The sequence below is a fragment of the Rhizobium sp. Rhizsp42 genome, from assembly GCF_047304155.1.
Taxonomy (GTDB): domain Bacteria; phylum Pseudomonadota; class Alphaproteobacteria; order Rhizobiales; family Rhizobiaceae; genus Rhizobium.
In genome coordinates, this window is record NZ_JBGLYS010000004.1 from 160,813 (window position 1) to 183,088 (window position 22,276).

A 22,276-nucleotide genomic window follows, 5' to 3' on the forward strand; every position below is an offset into this window, starting at 1 on the left:
AGCATTGGGCAGGATATGCTTAGCGAAGAAGACGTTGCCTATTTTCGGCGTCGCATCGGCGAGGTGTTGCAAGACGAACGCGCCACTGAATGGCAACGGCAATTTCTGAGCGACATGCGCCAAAAGATGGACCGCTATGGAGTTCGAACGAAGGTCAGTGAAAAACAATTCGCGATACTCAAGCGTCTGACACATGAGCATTCAAGCTCGCCGAAATTGCATGTGGTCACTCAGACAAGTACAGCTCCGCGTCAGCCGCGCCAAGAGCCAGCGGGCCATCGCTATTCGTCAGCACCATTCGAGAGATCTCCCCGCAAGCGCAGTCCTTTCCGCGTGCGCGATCCTTTTCGCCCGCGCAATCCCTTCCGGATCCGAAACCCGTTTCGGCCGCGCTATCCCTTTCGATCGATCGCTGGCGCTGGCCGAGGCAGCTTCCTCATTGTCCTCGGCTGCATCCTCTTCGTCGGCCTGATCGGAAGCTTTTTTGGCGGCGGGGGCGGCAATATAGGATCTTCAAGCGGGCCGAGGTCCGTGACCAGTGCCCCATCACCAACTTCAAAGGGCCAGGCAAATTTCACGATCACCGACGGAGACACGATACGTTTGAGTAACGGCACCCGTGTGAGGCTTGTTGGGTTCAATACGCCGGAGAAGTTCGAGCCGTTGTGCTCGAATGAAGCAATGCTGGGGAACCGTGCTTCTGAGCGGTTGTGGGAGTTGGTTGGCCAAGCGACAACGACAGACGTAAGCCTGGTAGCTTGCTCATGCAAGCCGGGCACTCAAGGAACGAAGAAATGCAACTACGGCCGGAGCTGCGGTAAGCTTGAAGTAGACGGCCGCGACGTCGGGCAAATTTTGATCAGCGAAGGACTAGCTGTGCCATTTGTCTGCGGGGCGACCGGCTGTCCGCCCACCCCGCGACCTTGGTGCGGGTAAATAGAATGATGTCGCAAAGATATCGGATTCAGAACATCAGAGCCCACCGACGTCGGCAGGCGAAGATCGCAATCGCGAGTCTGTTCCTAGTAGCGACCATGGCGGTTCAAGGGTCACAAGCGAACACGCCTTGCAGCGGACGAAAAGGCGGGGTCGACCACTGCCAAGGCGAGACCTTTATTTGTCGAGATGGCTCCGTGAGTGCCAGCAAGAAGTCGTGCGAAGCGGCGATGGGCGGGGCGGGACTGCTGAGCTCTGATGCAGAAGAGATGCAGCCAAGCTCGTCTGGCGACTGCTCCTGCCGGGGGGGCAGTTATTGCACCGGACCACGGGGCGGGCGGTATTGCATGACAGATAGCGGGAAGAAGAGCTATCTGCGGAAATAAGGTAACGAATCCGACCGATACGGTTTTGTGTTGCGCAGGAGTCGCCTCTGCGGGCGATGCTTTTCCACCGCCTTCGTTGCGCGTAAGACGGGTCAAACAAATGTCTAATGGGGACTACGAAGCGGCGACCGATGGATTTCCTGCTCCGGCCGCTTCGTGATCTACAACACCCAACTTTGCCAGAACGTCTCCGAGGTTGATGGGCGTGAAAAACACTTCCTTTTCGGGCTCCGCGCGGCCAGGGCCTTCCGAAACGTGAAATCCTGTCTTACTGACCTCGTTCTTAAGGGAAGCGGACAGTAGCAAAAAGAAATCGTGAGCCTTCTTCAAGACAGCGGCGTTAGCAATCGGCTTGTCTATCACCGGCTCAAGCGTCTTAGTCACTCTTCGCGCAACGCGTCGCAACTCCTTTGGCGTGGTATCATCTGACGTAATCGCGGTGGCAAGGGCAAACATCGCGCGGTAGCTTCGTGCCACTTGGGCGTTTTCCAGCCAATCGAGGTAACGTTGGGTCATGGACCTATAAACGTTCAGTCCGCCGAAAAGTCTCGCCTCCGAGAGCGGTGACGGCGGCGACCGTTAACGGCGCGTTAATGCTGTTTTAGGCGTTGCTCATGTGCTGCGGTTCGCTTGGGTTTCTGTCTTTTTGATTTTGAGGCTCAACGCCTGCACTTTCGCCTTTCGGATCTTGTCGATCGCGGATACGCCATATGTTTCGCATTTCCATCCGGTAATGCCTATGACATGGATGACTCTGATTTTTTGCGTTCGACCAGCGGCTTAGGCAACCCCTTGGATGGAACGCTGAGCGGATGTCAACAACAGTGCTGCTGACCAATGCCCGCGACACGGGTCCAAGTGGGAGTAATGTCAATGAGCGAAGTCGAACTGTGGGACTGGCGGCAGAAGATCGCAAATCTCTATTACGACATACGACACCTGGAAGATCCTGAAGCAGCATGGCGGATGTGGTGCGACACACGAAGCAGGCTGTTTCGGTCCCATCCGCAATCACCTATCGAGCCAGGTGAAAAGGCGAAATACCAGGGGCCCACAATATTCCCGTACGATCCGTCGCTCCGTCTGACCGTGGAGTTGACTGCGCCTCCTGAAGAACGATTTTCTATCGCGACGGGAAACGACGGGCAGATAACAGTGCACGCCTTCGCCCGAACAAATGGGCTCGAGGATAAATTGGGTGGCGAGTTGACCCTCTATTGGATTGAAGGTTATGGCGGCGGTGTCTTTCTGCCGTTCGCTGATGCCACCTCAGGAACCGAGACATACGGCGGCGGCCGCTATCTTCGCGACACCATCAAAGGAGCGGATCTCGGTCCAATGCGCCGAGATCACACCATGGTGCTGGATTTCAATTTCGCTTACTTCCCGTCGTGCGCTTACTCCGCACGTTACGTTTGCCCGCTCGCACCCTCAGGCAATCGGCTGAAAGGAGCAGTGCGGGGCGGAGAGCGAATACCGGCGTAAAGCACATACCCTGCGAAACGTCATAACGCTTCAAAGGCTGCTATTGCAGCGGCGGCGGTGGAATGGGCGCTGAACGGATTCGCACCAGTAACCAAACGGCCGCTAGTGACCGAGAAATCATCGAACGGTGAAGGCGGCGCTACGTAACGACCACCAGCCTTCACCGCGCTTTCTTCGGTTGTAAGGACGCCGTCCTCGTGAATCTTGTCGAGCACGCCCGCCAATTTATCAGCTTCTGTTGAGAAGCCTGTGAGTTCAAGGCCGTCAACGATGGATCTACCGGTTTCCGCATCTATTGCGCCCGGAAAGATCGCTCCGCCGTGACAGACAGCAGCCACTACCCCACCACGTGCCCAAACGTCCGACGCTACGCTTTGCAACACGCTTGCGGTCGGATAGTCGTAGACACTAGCGAAACCAGCTGACGCGAAGAACATTCCGTAATCTTCAGAGGTCAGATCAGCTGCCTTCTTGACGCCGCCTTTGAGTAGCTTGTTGACCGGATGTTCGGTGTCGCCCACAATGTCGACGTCGCCACCCGAGATAAACTGAGGGCTCAGGGAATAGGGGTCGATTGTCAACGTCCCTGTTTCACTAGCGAGATCGACCTCGAACCCAGAATTCGTCAGAGCAACGTAAGGATGAAGGATTTCCGTATAAAAGGCACCGTTAATGCCTCCGTCCGGATAAAACTTTGCACTATGGCTTGTAACAGCGATCACGGCTTTCTTCGGCAATTTCGACGTCATCTGAGGCATCCTTTTGCAGCGGCTCTTGTGAGCACAGATCCTAACGGTCGTTGCTACGCGAATGGTGCCTCTGAAGTAATCATACATAGGTCGTATTGAATGGTGACAACTTACGTACTGGAGACGTTCAGATAACGAAAAGCCATCCGAATGGTCCCTCCTTCGACAGCCGTTTTTCTTGATAGTTTGATCCCAAGACCACGGGCACTCAGTTGATTGAGCAGCCCCTCAAAAACAGTGCAGCGCACGATCTCGCACGGGCGGTAATCTCAGTGTCGCTAATGGTATCTATCCGTCCAAGCATCAGTGCTCTTTGGGGCTCCATGGCCATCATGCCACGGAGCATGCCTGTCGTTTCGGGAATGTTGTCGATGCGCAACTCGCCAAGCGATACCCTGTGTTTCAGCCAGCCTTCGATAGCAATACTTGTGCGGCGGATAGCCTTCTCATAAAAGACTGCCGCCAGTTCTGGGAAGCGGCCATACTCGCTGAAAACGAGCCGCGTCATGGCAACGGTATCGACCGACAGGGTAAGGCGGCCGTAAGCAGACAGCACCTTCTCCAGGCTTTCGACCAGCGGCGTATCTGCCATGCCCTCAGTGTCGAGAGCCAGCAGATAATCCTCGATCCTCATGGAGATCACGTCGGAAAAGAGATCGGCCTTCGCTGGGAACAGGCGATAGAGCGTCTTTGTAGAGACGCCAGCTGTTTTCGCGATATCACTGATACTGGCGGCAGCGTAGCCCGCGATCCTGAACTGATCGTCAGCCGCCGTAAGGATGACCTCCTTCGTTTCGTCATCCGATCTGACCTGAGGTCGACCCCGGCACCGCTTAGCAGTCTTGGCTTCCATGTTCTTCTCCATCCCCCATCAGAATAAATCAAATTTGGAAAGCTGCAAGTTTCCCAAATCGGTCCCGTCGATGCTCGCGAGTAGCTAACGAGCGTCAACTGACGCAAGGATAAAACAGGAATGCTGTTTTGAAACAGACATTTACGTCGCCATGTAAAAAGCGCATCCATTACTGCATTTGATTGTTATCGATTTTGGAAAAGAGTTGTCTTCCAAAATGAATTGACTCTATCAAAGGTGCGCCTATTTTTGGAAAACATTGGTTTTCCGAAATGTCCGACCAGGGTCGCCGGACGCTAGCTGGAGTGACTGGAATGGATGAGAAAATTGTATCGCTTAGCGGCAAGCTCGAACGTAAGACCGCTGCGCCAAAAAAGGCCCCGGAAACTCTGGAAGCGAAGCAGCAGCCGTTGGCGGCTCCAGCGGAGGCCCCTTCGGCAACGGACACTAAGGTCCGCCGCTCCGGCGTAAAACTGACCCTCGCAGCGACAGTTGCGGTGGCTGCCGTCGCTGCAGCAGTTTATTTCGGTCATAACTACTGGGCAGTTGGTCGCTTCCAGATCTCTACGGACGATGCGTACGTAAAGGCAGATAGCACGACAGTTGCCCCTAAAGTTTCTGGCTACCTGGCACAGGTGCTGGTGAGTGATAACCAGGAAGTGAAGGCTGGCCAGCCTTTGGCGCGAATTGACGACCGTGATTTCCACACGGCACTGGATCAGGCAAAAGCAGACGTCGCTGCCGCTCAGGCAACAATCACCGCCAAGCAGGCTTCGCTCGAGATTCAACAATCGACTATAGCCGCAGCCCGAGCCACGCTCGACGTTGACAAGGCGAACGCGACATTTGCCGAGCAAAACAGCAAGCGGTACTCAAACTTGGCGACGAGCGGCTTCGCGCCAGTCCAAACCGCGCAACAGGCTACGGCGGCGATTGCGGCTGCACAGGCGACGATCATGCGTGATACCGCTGCCCTCGACGCAGCAACCAAGCAGGTTGACCTGCTGAACGCCGAGGTTGCCCAGGCGAAGGCGACGCTCGCACATGATCAGGCTGTTCAAAGTCAGGCAGAGCTGAATCTTTCCTACGCGACAATTGTCGCGCCCGTCGATGGGACCGTCGGCAACCGTACTCTACGAGTTGGTCAGTATGTGCAGGCCGGAACGCAGCTGATGGCAGTGGTGCCGACTAGTGCAGCCTACATCATCGCGAACTACAAAGAGACGCAGTTGACCGATGTCCATCCGGGTCAGCCGGTCGAGATCGACGTCGACATGTTCCCAGGGAAGACCTATCGCGGGCACGTCGATAGCGTGTCTCCGGCAAGTGGACAGGAGTTTGCGCTTCTTCCGCCTGACAACGCCACAGGCAACTTCACGAAGGTCGTTCAACGCATACCGGTTAAGATCGTCCTCGACGGCGAAATAGCGAAGCAAGGTGAGCTGCGTCCTGGAATGTCAGTCCAGCCGAGCATTGATACCAAGGCCGATGCGGCGAACCGCTAGGTGCGGGGGTAGGAGATCGTGTTATGTCTGCTATTGCAGCAAGCGGGGGTGCTTTTTCGCAACCACGTGCAACAACAAATGATTGGATCGCAGTTCTCGCTGGTATGATCGGCGCGTTCATGGCGATCCTCAACATCCAGATCACGAACGCTTCGCTTCTCGATATCGAGGGTGGGATCGGGACGGGCGTCGATAATGGCGCTTGGATCTCCACGTCCTACCTGATTGGCGAGATCGTCGTCATTCCTCTGACGGCATACTTCAGCAACGTATTCTCGTTTCGACGGTACATCCTCGTAAACTCAATCCTCTTCCCACTGTTCTCAATGGCCTGTGCTTTCGCGCACGACCTGGGAACAATGATCGTCCTTCGCGGTCTGCAGGGCTTCGCGGGCGGTGTTTTGATCCCGATGGCATTCACGATGGTGCTGACTAAACTGCCCAAAAGCCAGCAGCCGCTTGGTCTCGCAATCTTCGCTCTCTCCGTGACCTTCGCCCCTGCGATAGGTCCGACCATCGGCGGTTATCTCACGGAAAACTACGGGTGGCAGACGATCTTCTTCATCAACACGGTTCCGTCTCTGATTATGGCGATAGCCTTGGCGCTAACCTTGGAAAAACGTCCGATGCAGCTCGGTCTGCTGAGGGAAGGGGATTGGGCTGGTATCTTCACGATGGCGATCGGTCTGTCGGCGTTTCAGACTGTTCTCGAAGAGGGCAACAAGGAGGACTGGTTCTCCTCGCCCTTCATCGTGAAACTGAGCATCGTGGCCTTTGTCTTTCTTGGTGCCTTTATCTGGATCGAGCTGAATGTAAAGAAACCACTGGTCAAGCTTAGCCTCCTGACGGAACGCAACTTCGGCATTGGCGTTCTGGTCAATGTTCTGGTCGGTGTCGCTCTTTTCGGAACCGTCTACATCCTGCCTCAGTATCTTGGTCAGGTGCAGCATTATAACGCCGAGCAAATTGGCAACGTTCTCGCGTGGACGGGTCTGCCGCAGCTACTGTTGATTCCCCTGGTTCCGGTCCTCATGAAGCGCTTCGATGCCCGGTACATCGGGTTCATCGGAATTTCGATCTTCGCAGCGAGCTGCTTTTTGAACATCACGCTTTCGGCCGACAACGCGGGCGACCAGTTCTGGATCCCGAACATCATCCGCGCCATTGGTCAGGCCCTGGTGCTAACTCCAATCACGGCCATCACCACGGCTGGGATCGCGCCATCGGACGCCGCAGCTGCATCCGGTCTGACGAACATGCTTCGCAACCTGGGCGGGGCGATAGGCACAGCGACACTGGGCACCGTGTTAACGAAACGCGAGCAGTTCCACTCGAACATCATCGGCCAATCCATTACGCTCACTCGCGATGAAGTCCGTGATCGGATCAGCCAGCTAACCGCCTATTTCGTCCAGCACGGCGTCACCGATCCGGCGGTCGCATCGCATAAGGCTGTCGCCGCCATCGGCCAGGTCGTCAGACGCCAGGCTCTAATTCTCGGGTTCAGCGACACGTTTGCCGTGATCGGTATCGTTCTGTCCGTCGCGGCGGTCGCGCTGTTGTTGACGCGCAAACCGAGAGCCGGAGGAGGGGCAGGCGCACACTAGTGTTTACAATGCGCTGAATTCATCGCGCACTGATAGGGCGGCGGCGCGTGAGGACATCTGGGGGCAGTGCGTTTTGCATTTGCAAGGCGATGTTCAACCTTAGGATTCAGCTGGAGATATCCTAATCCGCAGCTGACGCTGCCGGGCTTCATCGGGAGGCTGAGCCGACGGAAACTCCGTTCCCTGTTACATCGGTGACCCATTTGATGTGACACGGTTTTAAAAAACCGACCGGCTGGCAAAAGAAGATACCCAGTTATGAAAAGGCGGGCAGATATGCTCGCCTTTCATTGTTTCGTAAAAGATGCAAATCGAAGCTCCCATCACAACAGTGTGGAGGGCCTCACTGGCGCTTTTCCTCGGTTATTATCGGGCTGAGTTGTTAGGCTACTCTGGCTATGCCTACGGTAGAGAATTCCAAAAACGGGATTAGGATTCATCGGTCAACGCTTACAGCAAGCAACCTCCAGCTTCCTGCGCCAAATAGAAAGCTCGACGCGGCTCGGGGTGCTGCAGCTGCATAAGTGTTGACTTCGAATTCTCTGCAGTTGAAAACAACTTGCCTATTAGGGGAGAAAACTGATGGCTGACGAACTGAGCACACCTCCTGCCGCCGACGCGGCCGGAACCGATAATGCTGCTAAGGCACCTGCGGTCAAGAAGACGCGTGCGCCGCGACGCCCTAAGGCTGTCGCAGAAGCAGTTGCTTCTGAGGCGGTTGCCGCCCCTAAAGGTCGACGCGGCGGTCGTAGGAAGGCGGAAGTTGCGGAAGCCACCGCTCCTGCAGAGGCAAAGCGCAAAGGCCGTGGACCTGGGAAAGCAGCAACCGCCTCAAAAGCTTCAAAGCCTGCTACAGCGATTTCCCTTTCCGATGACCTTTCGGACCTGCTTCAGCTTGAGGAAGAAAACAAGCGTCTTCGCAAGACGCTCGCCGAAAAGCTTCGCGCCGAAAACGCTGATCTTCGCAAGCGCATCGGATCTTGAGCGAACCGGCAGTAAGCGGCTGCTGACCTCCATGACGCGAACGGGATTGCATTGGAACTAGCGGTCCACCGATGCAATCCTCTTCCCAAATTCACGGAGACGATACCCAAATGAAAATGCCATGGTCGTTCCTGACACGCCGTCGTACGGCTGAACTGTCTCCGACTGAGATTGCCGAGGCCAAGGCAGCGTTTGATCCCGGCGGTGTGTCTTCGGATCTGCTTGAGCAGCCGCCCGCTGCCGTCCCCAGTCCCGTAGCGCCCACAGATACGGCGGCTAATTTTGAAGATACTTCTAAATCATTGGTGCCTGCGCAGGGCCGTCGTGAAGAAGCAGAGCACGCGGTTGCTGAGAAAGCCGAAGTCCAAAGCTCTCCGCCTGCGATCAAACCTAGTTCGCGTCGCGGCCGCCCGGCCACGCGCGAACAGCGTGGATTAGTAGCCGTACCTGCGCGAGACAGTTCGGCTCCTCTTCCGAAAGCTGATATGCGGGCAGTCAAGTCGTCGGTCCCGGAGCCGACACCGAATGAAAGTTTCGTCATCCACGCTTCCATATTAGACATGGAAATCGAGCGCTTGCGGCGCGAACTTGCGGAAAAGCTTAAATTGCAGAATGCCCAGCTGAGAGAAATGCTTCAGCGTTTCGATCCGTCCTAAAGGGCTTGAAGACAGGGAAGTATGAGAAGTCAGAAACGCGAATTTGTCGTCGAGTATAAAACTCGCCGACGGACCCAGTTCAGTCCGAAGTCAATCTGGTCAGGCATCGATCTCAAGTCAGCGTCCAAAGCGGTCGAAGCGGATGCGGAGCTGCTGTTCAAGCAGTTAGACCCTGTTCCTACATGTGTGGACAATACTACATCGCTGAAACCGGCCTCGACATCGGAACCAGCTACTTTACCCTCAGTCAGCTTAGCAACACGTGACGGCCCGTTGCGCGCAAACGCATCTCAGCCTATTGCGGCTGAGACGGATAAATTGGCCGCACACGTGAGAAGCGACCGACTAGCGAAGCCACAGGCGCAGGGCCGGATAAGGGCTTCCACAAGCCGGGGAGGGGAGTGGGATCCGATTGCTGTCAATGACAGCGTGATATCCAACGAGAAGCTCAGAGAATTGGAAGCTGAGAATGCTCGTTTGAAGCTGGCGCTTAAGACGAGGCTGCTACGGGACAACGCTGTCTTGCTGGCGATGCTGGAACGGTTTGAACGATAGTTATCTTCTGTGAAGCCACGAAGAAGCTCATCACAGTGGGATTGCGATCTGCTATACCACGTCGGCAATCGGCACCGACCGAAGTTTCGCGCGTTTCGGTATTGGATGTCGCAAGAGGTGCGAGAATTATTGCGCACCGCGCAGAAGCTGGAAACCGATGCCTCGGTAGGTGGTCTGCGACACCGCTTACGCTGTGCTTCAGAAATCGAATGGGACCACTTCAACCAGTTCGAATTGATTGGCCGTCAGGAGTGACGCTGCAGATACGAGCTAATTGTGTCTCCAGCTCTTTACCAACCTGATTGCCTCAAGCAAAAGTTTGTCGTGGCCGCTTCTCGGCGCGAAGACAATTCTGGACGCCTCGCGTGGTTCAAGCTTTAACATTCCGCCACCCAGGGGATGTCCTTCCAATTCGCAGCTGAGCCGGGTCAATGGAGACCCCCAATGCTCCAGGGCGGCCGATGCTATTTTGCTGTCGCTGATCTGAACTGCGTGGACGCTGTTCGTGCAGGCCGCCGCGCAGTCGTTTCTCGCTAACCGTACCTCCGACCCGGACATGTACTGCAGGAAATAGTCTGGTCGCACAACGCCCGGCACCGAGAACCATGCAGAACGGGTCCGGCATTTGTAAGAGCGTCGGGCCTCCAATCCTTGATCGGTGTCTAGGTATCGCGCGACAGCGGGATGACGGCTCCCGTTTGGAGGGATAGAAAGCAGCAAAAACGCTTCGTCAGCTGCTTGCCACCCTGCAACCGTCGAGTGATCGATCACATCGGCTTTGAGATGCTTGCCGCGCCGCACTGAAGGAATAAGAAATTCATCGGGGATCCCAAGTTCGGACGCCCGTGTAGTCGTGAGGTGGAAAAAGTCATTCGCGCCACTGATATAACCAATGCCGATTTTCGCGACATCACCAAACCGAATGGCGTCTGGTTGCCTGGCTGCCGCCAAATAGGCTTCTCTCGCGGCTGGTGACAGGAGCAGGGGTCGCAACCGCCCCCGCCAATCTCGCTTCAAGTCAGCCCACCTATGCAGAACGCCCACCGGTGGGGATCCGCATTCATTAAACTGTTCCATATGCGCAAACCGTACGTAGTCAGTCACTCCTCCGCGATCCTCGCAATAGAGGATCCAACAATCTTCGGACAGATGCGGAAATAGCTTGTCTCGAACGGCCACGACCTGGACCTTTGAGAAATGGGCAACCAGATAGTCGAGAAGCGCGACAGCGTAGGTCGCGTGGCCGATCTCGGCTGGGACTACGAACGCCATGTGGCCACCATCTCGAAGCAACGTGGCTGTCGCGACAATGAAGGATGGCCAAGCTGAGCTCAGTCCGCTCAACGAAACGCCGTGTGCGTTGCAGATCGAGGTTGCAGCAGCTTTCGAGAGACCTTTGAAATTCTGGTAGCGGATGAAAGGCGGATTACCGGCAGCACACTCAAACCGCTCGGTAGTCGTGGAAGCCCAGGTGAAAAAGTCCGTATTGTCGATGGATGCGTGCGGCAATCTTTCATGAGCAACCCATGCAGAGTAGGGGTTTTGCTCTATGCCCCGCGAGTTGCCGTGATGAGCAAGTATCGCGCCTTCGCCGCACGACGGATCGAGAAGGCGGTCGGTCGAAGTGCGAACGACCCACGAGACGAGTGACTTTGCCACAGCTTCGGGGGTGAAGAATTGACCCGCGATTTTGCCGGTTATCGCGGCGGATGAGACGAGATTCATGTGGGATTGATTGACGGGATGCAGTCAATAGATTGTCAGCGCTGATGACTGCGGTTGGCAATAGCCGAAAGGTTATTTCTGCCACATGCTCATTTGCGCACACGACGCACGGGCTATGGCGAGCTTCAGCTGCGTGGTGAAGAAGCATAGATGTCGCTATGAAGCTCTCAGAGGTTCGATCTAGCGGCCTTTACATCATACGCGGGGATGATGACGGGGAGGTATGGATGACGCGCGTATGTCATCGTCCACCGAGGGCGGGCGTCGGTTCGGTCCACGAGACAGCAGAAAGGATGGGTCTTATCTCTTCGGCCAGTCCATCCAGCCTCTCGCTCACGTGCTTTCCAAGCGCCAACTTAGACGCGACCAAGGAAGAACGGTGAAGTTTGACGGAGGTGCGTTGGAGCTTGTCATTTTGCGTGGAGGCCCGGACAAATGAGTCCGTCATTTTTCCGTGGCTTCGCAGCTTCTTATCGAACATGCCGAGACCGTGGCAGAACAGAAACTTGTCGATGATGCGGTTCGTGAGGAATGGATGGAACCCGTGCCTCACAACCGCCTTTGAAACTGCGGCCGAAACTTCTTTGAAATCTGGAGCAAGGCGATCATAGAAGCTCTCCATTTGCATAGTTCCCGATCCTATGCGTCGTAAGACCGCGACGCCGACGTATCGGTCAAAAACAGTCCAGTCCTCTGGGCGAAGAAACCAAGTTATCTTCGAGAGTGCGGATGCCAGTTCGCGGTTCACGCTACGGCCAGTTTCCTTGTAAATGACTGAAATGGCGTTGGCGCGAGTAAATTCGACGAGCTTATCCTTCCTGGCGCACATCGATCCAAGCAAGGAAGCGCTCATCTCAGGAGACGATAGCTTTTTAAGGATTTTGCCTGCAACATCATCCTTGGGTGAGCCGGGTACGTTTCGACTTACGCCGTAAGCGTCGGCGATGTCACGGAACGTGGAAAGATCCATTCGGCCGACCTCGTTGTCAGTTCGCTGCCCAGTGGCATCGAGTACCTCTGTCCGCTGAAGGAACTCGAAATCGTTGTTCACCCACCATTTGAAGGCGTCGATTACGGCCATGGATGTTAGATCATCTGCGAGATCGGTCATTTTCAAATGGCCTCTGGGAATGCCAATAGCTCCGGCGGCTCTACAGCAGCCAACATCGCGTTGCGGCGAGCGAGTGTTTCGCGGTACTCTTGAGCTTCAACATCCTTGAAGAAAGGGGCTCCCGGCGCAAGCCTGCCGACGGCCTGCTCGACCTCGTCGATAGAAACGCGGAAAAACTCCTTGCGGAAGTTCTGGGCATTGATGCGGGTTTTCTGAAACTCATTGTGGAGGGCACGTTCAAGGGCAGGGGCGTCGTCACTGTAGATAATGGCGTGAGTATCGAAGACAAATGGCACGCTGGCATCTCCAAGCTCCCGCACGCGATCAGCTGGATCTAGCCGTCTGGTAAGTCCGATTTTCACGACTTCCTCTCCGAACGACCCGATGTTTGAGATGATGTAAACGTAACCCGAACGCGTTTTCTCAGCCATTGCCTGAGCTCGCTCAAACTTGGCGTGAGCGTCGGCTAAGTCTTTCTCAAGAAGCTGGATTTTCTCATTGTATGCGCCGATCTGGTCAGCTGCGGCCTTGCTGGCATCGGACCTGGCTTTCTCCAAGAGCCGCTGGTACCGATCTTCCTCCTCCTCAGCTCTCTCCATATCCCGCAGAAACTTCTGCTCTTCCCTGGCGGCGCGTGCCATCTCGGCCCGTTCCTCCCGTTCGGCCTTCAGCTTTTCGCGGTACTCATGGGTCAACTGAAGCTCGACAAGCTTTTGCCGAAGATACTCATCGGTGATGTGGATATCGTTTGTGGCATTGAGGTTGTCGATTTGCTGACGCGCGTTGACGATCCGCTTCTCCATCGCGTTCGCGTTGTTCCATCGAACGTTCGCCACAGCCGCATCGCACTCATTGTTGAAAGCGCGGAGAGCAAGCTTGACGTTGCGGTTGTTCATCGTTTGGCCCTTGGCCTTGCTGCCGCTGACCGTCCACTCGGTCCTTGCAACAGCGGCGCTCTTGTTCGAAACCATCCGCTTTTGGGTCTCGCGGTTGTCGAGGATTGCCTGCTTGTACTGCTCACTGTCGGTATAATCGAAGTGCGGCTCGTAGACGCCCATTTCTGCAAAGGCCAACTTCTCGTCGAAGATCGCAACCTCCTTTACCAAACGATCGAAGATCGCCTTTTTCTCGTTGTACGAGGAGCGTAGGTTCGAAATGTCCTGTGACACGGAGTTAGCAACGTCACGGAGCCGTTGCAGCTCAGCTTCTTCGCTGACAATGGAAGCGTACTTCTCTTCCATAGCTTTAACGCTCGCCTCGGCGATCTTCCGTCGCCTTACCTGCTTCCACGCAAGGTAGGTCCCGATCAGGGCCCAAACCGGAAAGCCGACAATACACACCAGCGCGAAAATTTGACCACCCGTCATGACACCCCCAACCACGGCGAGTGTAAACGCTATCGTGAGTCAACAAATTTGCAAGTAGGTGTTGTAGGTATTCTCGATATTGTTTTTCGGGCAAAGCGACCGGTGAGGATCTAGTCTGCCGCGTAACGCCGGAGGCTGGTGTGACTAAACGGTCACAAACTAAACTGACCGGATGCGTGGATCAAAAATGGGTGGGTATTTGAGGTTGTGAACGATTGACTTCATTCACCACACTTGCAGAGTCGGCGGCGGGGTCGACGCGTGGCCCAAACACGCAGGTGGGGCAAAAGCATTCAATGTCGGTACTACTGCGGACTATTTCGGCCTTTCCGACAGGCCGCACGACCAGCGAATTGTTGGCATTGCTTAACATTGATTTTGACCCGCGAAGGCGGGCAGCGGTTTACGCCGAACTTTCAGCGCTTAGTGAAGCCGGGAGGGTGGCTAAAGGTCGGGACGGCAAATGGCGTCCAGTATTTACCGCACCTCGCGGGGCAACAATTGCAGCCCCCCATTCCGCCGATAGCAATCTTCTAAGGCCCGTTCACGCCACGTTTCGATCATCGACTGTCGTTGTAGACGATCTCAAAGCGGTCGAAAGCGCCGCTTCCATCGATCCCAACGCATTGCTGCGATACTATCGATCCGCTCTACGATCAGACCCACGAGGAGCAATCACCCAAGTCGAAGACCGGCACTCCGTACAGTGGCAGTTGTTCACGGGACTTGGTCCGCTGACACCCGAGGACGGTCAGGTGCTGACCATCTCTATCCCACTCGAAGAGTTGCCGGACGACTTTCGCCAAGCGCTAGTGAAGCGGGAGGCGAATGAACAAACGCTCGCTGTCGGATGGCCTCTAGGGGTTGGCAAGAAGCAAGGCGTGTCTGTTGTTTGGCCGGTAGGTTTGATCAGCGCTGAGTGGAAGCGCAGTTCGACCCACCTTGAGGTGGTCATCGATACAGATGACATTGTTGCAAACCCCGACTGGATCAAGGGAGTCGCAAGGAGCGCCAACTGGAAAGAGGCTGGCCTGCAGGATGTCTTCGCTCAAGCCGAGGGCTTGGGACTCAGACAAGAGGAGTTTCTCTCGCGCTTAAAGGAAGCTGTTTCAAGCACTTTTCGAGGAAAGATCACGGGACAGCAGATGCGGATCGATCTGGATCCAAACAGCGTGGGTGTTCACGACATCGCGGCTCTGTTTCTTCCCACCGACACGACGTTCACCGCCGGTGCCGTGCGTGACCTTGATACAATAGCTTCCTGGTCGAAGGAGAAGCTAGCAACGACAGCATTGGCCCCGATTCTTGGGCTGGAAGCGCCTGCCACGGCACGACTGACGCCGGTGATCAACATCGGTGATCTGAACAAAGAGCAGATTGATGCGGTCAGGCGGGCAATGACCGCGCCGCTAACGGTGGTGACCGGGCCGCCGGGAACCGGAAAAAGCCAAGCTATCGTCTCCATAGCAGCGTCTGTGATCGCCGACGGCGGCTGCGTTCTCGTGGCGTCGAAGAACCACCAGGCACTGGACGCCGTAGAGTCCAGGCTTGGTGGGATCGCTCCGCAGGCCCCATTTCTGGTCCGAACCCTCGATCCCTCTCGCGATATCGACCAGTCTTTCGATCGGGTACTCGATGATCTTGTAAGCGAGCCGTCTATGGGGGCAGCCGAGCCGGACCCGGTCTTACGCTCCAAGATTTCAACGCTCGCCCAAAATCGAAACCACATTCTTGACGAGATTGATCGCGTCTCGCGCATACATGGTTCGATCGCGGAGCTTTTGGAGCGAATCGAAGCTCTAAAAGGCGGCTCCAACGAGGTAGGAACCCCGGTTGTTGAAATCGCCAAGGTCGGCACCCTTGCAAGAGTGGTCAATTTCTTGCTGCGAACGCTCGGCTTGGGAGCGGGGACCAATGATCAGGGGCAACTAACAGGTGAAGGTGCGACGCTGGCCACCTTGAACCAGCGGCTCGCGAAATTGCGGGCGGAGCTGGCAACGATGGAAGTCAGGGGTGATCCAGTCGCGGTCACGAATGAGATCGGGGAAATCGCCAGAGAGCTACTCCCCAAAGTTCTGGCGTCTAAAGTCAATCTCACCGAAACAGACCGCCGAAGATTGGGCGAAGAGCTGGCCAATTTGGAGCTATCGCAGAACTCCGGACCGCTACCAGCTAACCTAGCTGGGGAAGTCGTGAGCCATCGGCCGCTTTGGCTGGTATCGGTTCTCGGCGCGGCCCGACGAGTGCCTTTGTCCGAGAGCCTCTTCGATCTTGCGATCTTCGACGAAGCCAGTCAGTGCGACATCGCATCTGCACTTCCAATTTTCGCTCGCGCCAAACGCGTCGTGGTCGTGGGCGACAACAAGCAGCTTTCTTTCATCAGTCAGCTCGGTATCTCGCATGATCGCAATCTAATGCAGGCTCAGGACCTTCCAATATCCAAGATGGGTCGGTTCGCGCAAAGCCGTCAGTCATTGTTCGATCTTGCGGATCTAACACCGGGCGCAGCAAAGGTAATGCTTCGAGATCAATACCGATCCGCTGCAGATATTGTCGGTTACATAAACGAGCACTTTTACGGTGGTCAGCTCCGGGTTGCTGGAGACCAGGAAAAACTCCGGTCACCTAATGGGATGAAACCGGGCATAGCTTGGACTGACGTACCGGCACCGACATCGCCCATGATCGGTAACGTCAACACCTCGGAGGTGGCTGCCGTTACCAAGCATATCCGCATGCTCATTATACAGCAGGGGTATAACGGATCGATCGGGGTCATAGCACCCTTCAGGCCGCAAGTTTACGCGCTGGAACAGGCAATTTTTGCCGAAATAGATGAGAAGCTTAGAGAGAAAGCAGAGCTTCGCGTGGGGACGGTCGATAGTTTTCAAGGCCAGGAGAGGGATCTCATTCTTTTCTCGCCTACCCTGGGACATTCGAGCGCCACCAGCGCTGTGACATTCGTCCAGAAAGACTGGCGGCGTTTGAACGTGGCGATCAGCCGTGCGCGGGCAGTTGCGCATATATTCGGGGATTTGGCCTACGCCCGATCCGGAAAGGTTGGGAGCCTCCAGCGGCTTGCTGCAACTGCGACGGAACCGAAAGGGCGCGTGGGCGAGGGCACCTTTGACAGCAATTGGGAGCGGATCGTCGACGCGGCGCTGAGGAAGCGTGGTCTCAATCCGATACCTCAGTTTGAAGTCGCCGGTCGCCGACTGGATTTTGCTCTTTTTGGTAGCGGAGATGTCAAGCTGGACCTCGAAGTCGATGGTCGCCACTGGCATGCGGACACCGATGGAAAGAGGAAAATCGGCGACCACTGGCGCGATCATCAGTTGAAATCCCTTGGCTGGAAAGTCCAGCGCTTTTGGGTGGACGAACTAGCTCAGGATCTGGAGGGATGCATTGAACGCGTCGCAAAACAACTTTCCTAAATCGCGACGGTTTACCTATGTCGCTTTAGCCCTCGGAGTTCTTTCGGCAGGGGCAATTTCGGTCGCATTGTTCCAGGTCGATAAGCTCGAACGTGAATATGGTGCCGTCCGCACCGATATTCAGCGTTACAACACCGAGCGCATTGAAGCGGTAAGCCGTCGTGATGACGTCTTGTCTGACATCTCTCAACGAAGCGTGGAGGCAGACGGCGTACGGAAGACGATAGCTAACCTAACGGCTCAGAGGGACCGTCTCAACGCGGAAATCAAGCAGCAAACTGCTTCCCTCTCAGACGGTTCCGAGAAGCTTCGTGCGTCCCAGGAGCAAGCAAAGGCAGCAGCCGACACTATTGCAGAGGCCGCCACAGCTCAGAAGACCTTAGTCAGCCTAAGGTCGCAAAACGCCGATCTGCAAAAAGCTATCGCTGCAAATCAGTCAAAAATCGATCAGACCAATAGTGAGTTATCTGAGGCGCAAGATCGAAAGAGCGCGGCTGACGACGCCGCTGCGACCAGCGATAAAGTTCTCCGCGATAAGGAAGCAGAGGTAGCCAAGCTCAGCCAACAGCTTCAAGATTTGGATGATCGCCAGCGCCAAGTTGCGGATTTGACCGCCCGGCAGGCCGCCTTGACATCACAGATCGCCAAAATCACGAAGGACATCAGCGACAAGCAACGTACTTCACAAGACCTTGATGCGGCCATCGCGAAGCAGCAGGATCAGGCTTCGAAGGCCAAGGTTTTGTCAGCTAAGATAGAAGCGGATATGGCTCGCCAGGAAACCGACAGGGCCGATCTTGCAGACCAGGTTAGCTCGATGGAAAGCAAAAAAGCATCCTTGAATGGGGACCTCTCCAGTCTGACGGCATCGGCTGATCGGGCGAGGGCGGATGTCGCTGCCGCAGACGGAAAACTTAAGGCTTCCCAGGACGCGTTGGAGCAATCTCAGGCAGCTCTTCCGGTCGCTAAGGCGCAGTTAAGTGACCTTCAGGCGGATATAGCTGCCGCGATGTCTCAGCGAGACAGCATTAAGCTCGAAGTTACCGATCTCCAAGCGCTACGCGCCAAGAACAGCATCGACAAGGACGATGTCGATCGAGCGAGCGCAGAGAAAGTCACATTGGAAACAGCGGTGACCGACCTTCAGAGCAAGCAAGCTCAACTAGCCAAGGAGCTGGAGCTGAAGCAGAACGAATTGAGCGCAGCAAGGGACGAGCTGGCAAACCTAAATGGCCGCAAGGGCGTCCTTACTCAAGAAATCGCTGCACTCAACGATGTAAAGACATCGAGGGATCCGGCGCAATCGGCTTCTCCGCCTCCTGCCGCACCACCGGCACCTAATATCGCTCAGCCTACGCAGCCGTAAGAAAAGAGCATCTCCATGTTGACCGGAAATATCTTGATTCTGCTCTTTGCCGCGCTGGCCATCGTTGTGCTGATTATCGTTCAGACAACCTTTGCAGTGCTTCATGACCGCGTCGTGACCGCTGCTGGTCCGACAAGATCCTTGGAGTCGCTGGAAACCGCAATCGCGGACAAGCGGATGGCGCTGAGCGACATCGACAACGAATTGGGCGAGCGGCGCAAGGCCTTGGCGAATATCGCTGATGTTCAGGCAGACTACGATGCTACGAAGCGACAGCTCGACGAACTGAACGCTGAGTGGCTTCAAAAAGATGAACGAAAGGACGAAATTCGCGCTCTTCGTGAAGAGGTGGAAGCCGAAATCATCCAGAAGCAAGCCATTGACGCCGAACTTGCCTCTGCCCGGGCCGACCTTGATGCGGTCCATGACCGATTGGCAGCTGCCGAGAGATTGTTCGCGTTAAACGATGAAATGAAGCGGGAGCAGGCCGCCTTGGAAGCTAAGATCGCCGAAATGCGATCCGAAGCTATTCAGCTCAGTGAGGCTCAGGAGCGCGTCCAGCGCCTGGAGAGCTTATCGCAGGAGCTGGGTCGCGATCTTGTTCGCATCGAGGGTCTTCAGCGTGCTGGCTCTGAGCAGCTTTCCCAGATGCAAGAGACTCTCGGGATGGAGCGCCAGGCAACTGCAGCCGCTCATGCTGAATTCACGCAGACCTCAGCGAAGATAGCATCAGCTGACGAGCGGCTCCGGTCCGTGGAAGGGGAAATTACCTCTCTTGAAGATCGTCGCTCCTCACTTTTGGCGCAAGTTGCGAAAATGGAGAGTGACATCGCCGAGGCGACCGGAGGAGCAGGGCAGGCGACGGAGGAGGCAATCGAAGAGCGGTTGAAGGAGCTGAAGGCACTGCCCCCCGTCCTATCGCAGATGCAGAATTGGAAGAAGCGGGCAGCGGAAAACGAGGCGGAAGCCGTTCAGCGCGTGCTTCAGCGACTAGAGCAGAGTGGCCTGCATTATGACCGGCGTATCGTTTACGCCTTCCATACTGCCATGAAAACCAATGATACAACCCAGATGGCAGTCCTCGCTGGTATCTCGGGCACAGGTAAGAGCCAATTGCCTCGGCAATATGCTGCTGGCATGGGCATCGGCTTCCTGCAGGTTCCGGTCCAGCCTCGGTGGGACAGCCCGCAAGACTTGATGGGGTTCTACAATTACATCGAGAAGAGATATCGGCCAACCGATATGGCCCGGGCGCTGTTCCATCTAGATGTTGTGAACAACGAAAAGAGCGAGTTCAAGGATCAGATGATGATGATCCTGTTGGACGAAATGAACCTTGCCCGTGTCGAATATTACTTCTCCGACTTCCTGAGCCGTCTTGAGAGCCGTCCTCCTGTAGCCCGCGTCGGCGACAGATCCTTACGTAAGGACGCGGAGATTGAACTCGAAATACCAATGCCAAGGGGCATGGATGCTCCCCGCATCTTCCCTGGTTACAACCTTCTGTTTGCGGGAACAATGAACGAAGATGAGAGCACTCAATCGCTTTCGGACAAGGTGGTCGACCGCGCTAACGTCCTCCGTTTCTCTGCTCCGAAAACCATCCGTACGGCTGCGCAAGGCGGGGTGGTAGCCGAGCCAGAAGCCCTATCCGCAGCACGGTGGCGGTCATGGGTTAAGCCGGTATCTTCGGTAGAAGGTGATCATATGGTCACCGACAGCATCGACCGGATGGTTGGGCTTATGAAGGGCTTCAAGAGGCCTTTTGGTCACCGGCTTGGTCGTGCGATCATGGGCTACGTCGCGAATTACTCGTCATTTGATCGAGCGCATGATGTCCGCGTTCCATTGGCGGATCAGGTCGAGATGCGTCTGTTGCCGAAATTGCGCGGTATCGAGGTAGAAGACGGCAACGACCATGCGTTTTCCGAATTGATGAGTTTCGTCGGCGACAGCTTGCAAGATGACCATCTAGCGAAAGCCATCGAAGATTCGATCCGCTCAGCGAAAGAAGGATCGGGCCAGTTCGTGTGGAACGGGGTGTCTCGCTGATGCTTCATCTCGGCAGGCCATGGGATCGTAGGTCGGTACCGGACTCAATGTTTGGCCCCGGCGATTGTTTGGTTAGCGAAGTTAGAGGGGAGGCCGTTCGTGGCGGAGGCCACTCGCGCCTGATGTCGGGGCGTCTCCAAGATGGACCGATAGAACTTATTCTACATCCATACCCGAAAACGGCAAACGCACAACGTCCGGATAGGATCGGATTTCCGGTTCGACCTCGTGGCGTGAAGGAACACGAGACCCCCGACGATGTGCGGGCGAGAGAACTACTTCGTCGAATGAATGAAGTCCTGGCGCGCGTCCAGGAGCTTGGCGAAGCCCTTGAGGACCCTCTCCATGCCTGGCCACGCCTGCGTGACGCATGGGAGCGTGCCGAAAATGAAGACGATCCTCGGATGGCCGAGATCGTACGCCAGGCACAAGAAATTCTTCCTCGGCTGAAAGCATTGGAGCCGCGCATCAGACGGGTGCTCCGCCGTACACGGGAACTGACCTCCCTTGATCGCGTCCAGGAGATGGACCGGGCGTCAATGCGATGGCTTGTTCGCCAGCCGGGACGCACGATTGCGGAGAGGGCTGGAACCAGCCAGAGAATTCTTGCCACGGTCAGACGAGAGAATTTCGATACGCCCGAGAACCGTGTGCTCCACGCTTATGCCCGGCTCGCGTTTCAAGTGTCACGAGAGTGGATGCAGGAGCATCCCCGCGCGAAGCATAGCCGTCGGTACGGCCAGGTCGAGCATTTTGGCCGGTTTTGCAAGGCATTCGCCCAAATTCTCGCCGATCTTGATGTGAGCATTGCGGATGCTGGCGTCGTTCCGAACTACGTTCTCATGCAGGATGTCAGCTACAACGCCATCTATGAAGCATGGCGACGCCTGCTCGAAGAGGACAAGGTTTTAGACGACCTGTGGGCTTGGCAAGCTGAAACCTGGACGGATTTCTCGGTGCTTGCTGTCGTTCTCGCTTTAAGCGAGCTTGAAGAGACTGAGCTTGTCGCCCAAGCGCCTATCGTTTGGCGATCAGAGGCGTCGCTTGGAAGGTGGTTCGAGCAAGATCGCCCGATCGCAGTGTTCTGGATGAAGAATACTGGTCGCATTGTTGAGGTGCAGTCCAGGCCCGAGGCTCCGGGGCGAATGTTGACCCTCACCCGAGCGCACGTTTCCCTTCGCATCACGGATATCGAGAAAGGTGGCATGCCCCGCAGGGTGGCAGTCTGGACGCCCCACGCGATGACCCGCATCGATCTCGACGATGCAGTCAGAAAAGCAAACGAGCGCCTCGTGGAAATACAGCCGTTCGGCCACACTGAGGTGCTGCGCGACGGGCTTATTCTGACCCCCTCTCACGGCCAGTATGAAGCTTGTATCTCCCAAGGCGGCCGAACACGAGTCGACGGCATAGCTTTTGAGGCCTCTGGCGCGGGGTTGCGCCAAGGTCTTGACGCGATCCGAGCCTTCGCGCGAAGCGAAATTTACGCCACCGCCTCATGAGAA

Annotated in this window: 16 protein-coding genes; 10 read left to right on the forward strand and 6 right to left on the reverse strand. The window is 55.9% G+C overall.

The window, feature by feature from the left end:
- Positions 1 to 15: 15 nt before the first annotated feature.
- Positions 16 to 936, forward strand: a complete 921-nt coding sequence (locus tag ACCD05_RS06675; protein WP_413391890.1) for a thermonuclease family protein — start codon at positions 16 to 18, stop codon at positions 934 to 936.
- 500 nt (positions 937 to 1,436) lie between these two features.
- Here ACCD05_RS06675 and ACCD05_RS06680 read toward each other — a convergent pair whose 3' ends face one another.
- The gene (locus ACCD05_RS06680) at positions 1,437 to 1,838 is read right to left on the reverse strand and encodes a hypothetical protein (protein ID WP_413391891.1); all 402 of its coding nucleotides are present in this window, start codon (positions 1,836 to 1,838) and stop codon (positions 1,437 to 1,439) included.
- A gap of 357 nt (positions 1,839 to 2,195) precedes the next feature.
- On the opposite strand from ACCD05_RS06680, the gene ACCD05_RS06685 reads away from it, so the two are divergent.
- The gene (locus tag ACCD05_RS06685) at positions 2,196 to 2,807 is read left to right on the forward strand and encodes a DUF1684 domain-containing protein (protein WP_413391892.1); all 612 of its coding nucleotides are present in this window, start codon (positions 2,196 to 2,198) and stop codon (positions 2,805 to 2,807) included.
- Between the two features lie 20 nt (positions 2,808 to 2,827).
- Here the strand turns inward: ACCD05_RS06685 and ACCD05_RS06690 are convergent, their stop codons facing one another.
- Together ACCD05_RS06690 and ACCD05_RS06695 are read right to left on the reverse strand one after the other, a co-directional pair.
- Positions 2,828 to 3,556 (reverse strand): hypothetical protein, encoded by a 729-nt coding sequence (locus ACCD05_RS06690; protein WP_413391893.1) that lies wholly within the window; start codon positions 3,554 to 3,556, stop codon positions 2,828 to 2,830.
- Positions 3,557 to 3,764: 208 nt separating this feature from the next.
- Positions 3,765 to 4,421 carry a TetR/AcrR family transcriptional regulator gene (locus tag ACCD05_RS06695; protein ID WP_413391894.1) on the reverse strand — a complete coding sequence of 219 codons (657 nt, stop codon included), beginning with the start codon at positions 4,419 to 4,421 and terminating at the stop codon, positions 3,765 to 3,767.
- Between the two features lie 302 nt (positions 4,422 to 4,723).
- Here ACCD05_RS06695 and ACCD05_RS06700 point away from each other — a divergent pair, with 302 nt between their 5' ends.
- The 4 genes from ACCD05_RS06700 (at position 4,724) to ACCD05_RS06715 (ending at position 9,161) form a co-directional block, all read left to right on the forward strand.
- Positions 4,724 to 5,914 (forward strand): HlyD family secretion protein, encoded by a 1,191-nt coding sequence (locus ACCD05_RS06700; protein ID WP_413391895.1) that lies wholly within the window; start codon positions 4,724 to 4,726, stop codon positions 5,912 to 5,914.
- Positions 5,915 to 5,937: 23 nt separating this feature from the next.
- Positions 5,938 to 7,521, forward strand: coding sequence for a DHA2 family efflux MFS transporter permease subunit (locus tag ACCD05_RS06705; RefSeq protein ID WP_413391896.1), 1,584 nt, complete (start codon positions 5,938 to 5,940; stop codon positions 7,519 to 7,521).
- A 582-nt stretch (positions 7,522 to 8,103) separates the two neighbouring features.
- Positions 8,104 to 8,505 carry a SyrB-like regulator gene (locus ACCD05_RS06710; protein WP_413391897.1) on the forward strand — a complete coding sequence of 134 codons (402 nt, stop codon included), beginning with the start codon at positions 8,104 to 8,106 and terminating at the stop codon, positions 8,503 to 8,505.
- Between the two features lie 110 nt (positions 8,506 to 8,615).
- The gene (locus ACCD05_RS06715; protein WP_413391898.1) at positions 8,616 to 9,161 is read left to right on the forward strand and encodes a hypothetical protein; all 546 of its coding nucleotides are present in this window, start codon (positions 8,616 to 8,618) and stop codon (positions 9,159 to 9,161) included.
- Positions 9,162 to 9,986: 825 nt separating this feature from the next.
- On the opposite strand, the gene ACCD05_RS06720 is transcribed toward ACCD05_RS06715, so the two are convergent.
- The 3 genes from ACCD05_RS06720 to ACCD05_RS06730 form a co-directional block, all read right to left on the reverse strand.
- A complete protein-coding gene (locus tag ACCD05_RS06720) occupies positions 9,987 to 11,441 on the reverse strand; it encodes an N-6 DNA methylase (protein WP_413391899.1) in 1,455 nt (484 codons plus the stop codon).
- A 241-nt stretch (positions 11,442 to 11,682) separates the two neighbouring features.
- Positions 11,683 to 12,552, reverse strand: coding sequence for a hypothetical protein (locus ACCD05_RS06725; protein ID WP_413391900.1), 870 nt, complete (start codon positions 12,550 to 12,552; stop codon positions 11,683 to 11,685).
- A gap of 2 nt (positions 12,553 to 12,554) precedes the next feature.
- Positions 12,555 to 13,919 carry a DUF4041 domain-containing protein gene (locus tag ACCD05_RS06730; RefSeq protein WP_413391901.1) on the reverse strand — a complete coding sequence of 455 codons (1,365 nt, stop codon included), beginning with the start codon at positions 13,917 to 13,919 and terminating at the stop codon, positions 12,555 to 12,557.
- A gap of 296 nt (positions 13,920 to 14,215) precedes the next feature.
- Between ACCD05_RS06730 and ACCD05_RS06735 the strand changes: the two genes are divergently transcribed.
- The 4 genes from ACCD05_RS06735 to ACCD05_RS06750 all read left to right on the forward strand — a co-directional run bounded on the left by ACCD05_RS06735 (position 14,216) and on the right by ACCD05_RS06750 (position 22,273).
- Positions 14,216 to 17,353, forward strand: coding sequence for an AAA domain-containing protein (locus tag ACCD05_RS06735; protein ID WP_413391902.1), 3,138 nt, complete (start codon positions 14,216 to 14,218; stop codon positions 17,351 to 17,353).
- Positions 17,325 to 18,719 carry a hypothetical protein gene (locus tag ACCD05_RS06740; protein WP_413391903.1) on the forward strand — a complete coding sequence of 465 codons (1,395 nt, stop codon included), beginning with the start codon at positions 17,325 to 17,327 and terminating at the stop codon, positions 18,717 to 18,719. The genes ACCD05_RS06735 and ACCD05_RS06740 overlap by 29 nt, the downstream gene beginning before the upstream one ends.
- Positions 18,720 to 18,734: 15 nt before the next feature.
- Positions 18,735 to 20,771, forward strand: a complete 2,037-nt coding sequence (locus tag ACCD05_RS06745) for a chromosome segregation ATPase-like protein (protein WP_413391904.1) — start codon at positions 18,735 to 18,737, stop codon at positions 20,769 to 20,771.
- A gap of 287 nt (positions 20,772 to 21,058) precedes the next feature.
- On the forward strand, positions 21,059 to 22,273 hold the full coding sequence (locus ACCD05_RS06750) for a DUF2357 domain-containing protein (RefSeq protein WP_413391905.1): 1,215 nt from the start codon (positions 21,059 to 21,061) through the stop codon (positions 22,271 to 22,273).
- The last annotated feature ends 3 nt before the right edge of the window (positions 22,274 to 22,276 follow it).